The sequence below is a fragment of the Deltaproteobacteria bacterium genome, from assembly GCA_030690165.1.
Taxonomy (GTDB): domain Bacteria; phylum Desulfobacterota; class GWC2-55-46; order UBA9637; family UBA9637; genus JACRNJ01.
The window spans coordinates 1-2,571 of the sequence record JAUYHF010000032.1 but is presented as its reverse complement, the minus strand read 5'-3'; the positions used below and the strand labels follow the sequence as shown (position 1 = coordinate 2,571).

At 45.2% G+C, this 2,571-nt stretch carries 2 protein-coding genes; both read right to left on the bottom strand.

Features of this window, described 5'->3' with window-relative positions; translation table 11 throughout:
* Positions 1 to 159: 159 nt before the first annotated feature.
* Positions 160 to 735 carry a ComEA family DNA-binding protein gene (locus Q8P28_05670; GenBank protein MDP2682280.1) on the bottom strand — a complete coding sequence of 192 codons (576 nt, stop codon included), beginning with the start codon at positions 733 to 735 and terminating at the stop codon, positions 160 to 162.
* Positions 725 to 2,287, bottom strand: coding sequence for a citramalate synthase (cimA, locus tag Q8P28_05665; GenBank protein ID MDP2682279.1), 1,563 nt, complete (start codon positions 2,285 to 2,287; stop codon positions 725 to 727). Before cimA ends, Q8P28_05670 begins: the two co-directional genes overlap by 11 nt.
* Positions 2,288 to 2,571 lie beyond the last annotated feature (284 nt).

Below are 2,571 nucleotides of genomic sequence, written 5' to 3'. Positions count from 1 at the left end.
GGAGAAGGACAAGACCTATGGGTGTGTTCAGCGACAGAACGAGTATGGAAAGAATACTGTATGCTGTATTTACCTATGAAAACAAAAAGGAGGGAACTAATACCCCTTTCTTACTGACACATAATAATTGACATTACCCTTGGGCGGGTGATGGGTAAGTTAAGAAATTAGTTTATCCCTTATCTTTCTGAACTTCTTATCACCTATCCCTTTTACTTTTTTGAGGTCGTCAATTGTTTTAAAATCTCCAAACTTTTCTCTTGTCTCCACAATCTCCAGGGCAAGTTTTGGGCCAATGCCGGGGAGCGCCTCAAAGTCCTGTATAGTGGCCCTGTTTATATCCAGAGGAATGGAAAAAACAATATGCTTTTCTCCGCTCATCTGACCTATTTGGGCTGAACCATCTTTGTTTATCGTAATCTTTGAGCCGGTTTTAATTATAGTATCAGCATACCTTAACTCCATTTTCCCTTTAGTAAAGGGGGGTTCGCCGGCCATTGCCATTGCATCTTTAGGTGATATATCTTTCGGAGATGTATAGACCTTGCTGAAGCCGGAAGAATCCTCTATTTCAAAGACGGTTTTTTCAACAGGAGGGGTAGAAGCGGCTGGCGCTGGATTGTCAGGTATATAAAACCCTCTCGTAAAATAAATCACCACAAGGAATACGGCTATTACAAGGAGGGGGGTTGTATTAGCCCCTCTTCTTTCCTCGTTTGAGGCTTCACTTTTCATCTTTATAGAGTTTATATTCAAGGCTGTCAACAAGCGCCTGCCAGCTTGCCTCAATCACATTTTCGGATACGCCAACAGTCCCCCATTTTTCCTTTCCGTCGCCTGACTCCACCAAAACCCTTACAGATGCCGCAGTCCCCTCCCCTGCCCTCAGAACCCTGACCTTGAAGTCAAGGAGTTCCACATCCTTGATCCCGGGATAAAACTTCTCCAGAGCCTTTCTGAGCGCATTATCAAGGGCATTCACAGGGCCATTGCCTTCGCTTGCTGTATGCTCAACCTTGCCGTCCACTTCAAGTTTTATTGTGGCCTCTGTATGAGGCGGCTCGCCCTCTTTCTTCTTTTCATCAATCACTCTGAAACCGAGGAGCCTGAAATAACGTTTCCGTACCTTCATTGCCTTATGGATGAGCAGCTCAAATGACGCCTCTGCGCCTTCATACTGGAAGCCCTGATGCTCAAGTTCTTTAAGGGTTTTTAGTATATTCTGGACAATGGGGTCTTTGCTCTTTATGTCAATGCCGAATTCCTGCGCCTTATACAGGATATTAGCCCTGCCTGAAAGGTCAGATATTAAAACCCTCTGGTGGTTGCCGACAAGCTCTGGCTTTATATGCTCGTATGTCTCTGCCTTTCTCGATACCGCGCTTACATGCACGCCGGCCTTGTGCGCAAAGGCGCTGTCGCCCACATAAGCCTGATGCTTATTATGAGGCAGATTTGCCATCTCATAGACAAACCTCGCCGTCTCCCTGATCCTTCTCAATTGCTCAGAGTCTATGCAGTCTATGCCCATCTTTAATTTAAGATTCGGGATAATGGAGCAGAGATTGGCATTTCCGCACCTCTCGCCGAATCCGTTTATTGTGCCATGCACCTGCACAGCCCCTTCCTTTACTGCAAGAATGGAATTTGCAACAGCAGTCTCTGAATCATTATGCGCATGGATGCCAAGGGGCGCATTTATATGGCGCTTCACATCCCTGAATATCTCCACCAGTTCATCAGGCAAAGTGCCGCCGTTTGTGTCGCACAAAACAATACAGTCTGCGCCGCCCTCCTGCGCAGCCTTGAGGGTTTTCAGGGCATATTCAGGGTTTGCCTTGTATCCGTCAAAGAAATGCTCGGCATCGTAAAATAGCTCCTCCACCCTCTCTTTCAGATAGGCAAGGGAATCGTATATGAGATCAAGGTTCTCATCGGGAGTTATCTTTAAGGCCTCTTTCACATGCAGGTCCCAGCTTTTTCCAAAAAGAGTTATAGCGCCGGCGCCTGCCTTTAAAAGCGCCTTTATATTGGCGTCGTCCTTTGCCTTTGTCCCTGCCCTCCTCGTGCTTCCGAATGCAACAAGCATGGCAGAGACGAGCTTCACAGACTTCATCTCTTTGAAAAACTGTATATCCCTGGGATTCGAGCCGGGCCATCCCCCTTCAATATAGTGGATGCCAAGCTCATCTAATTTTTGGGCAATCCGCACCTTATCCTCAACAGAGAAATTTATATCCTCTGCCTGTGTGCCGTCCCTCAAAGTTGTGTCGTAGAGTTTTAGCATGTTTTATCCTTTTTCTTTATCTGAAATAAGTTTGAGCAACAGACCTCAATCCCTAAAATGCCAGCAGCCACGCCAGAAAGATGATTATAGCCGTAGAAAAAACTTATCAGAAAAGATGGGAAAAGTCATCAAGAAAATTATCATCTGTAAAGCCAAAATAGAAATGTCCTATTCTTACCAAAATAGAAATGTCCTGTTTTATGTATCAGCCTCCCTCAATTCTTTTTTGTTTATATCTTTATATCTGTCAGCATGTTTACTGTAGTTCAATCTCCTCCATGGAT

Bases quoted from the DNA above. Each gene is read 5' to 3' on its own strand.
- Q8P28_05670 (MDP2682280.1), bottom strand. From the start codon at position 735: ATGAAAAGTGAAGCCTCAAACGAGGAAAGAAGAGGGGCTAATACAACC.
- cimA (MDP2682279.1), bottom strand. From the start codon at position 2,287: ATGCTAAAACTCTACGACACAACTTTGAGGGACGGCACACAGGCAGAG.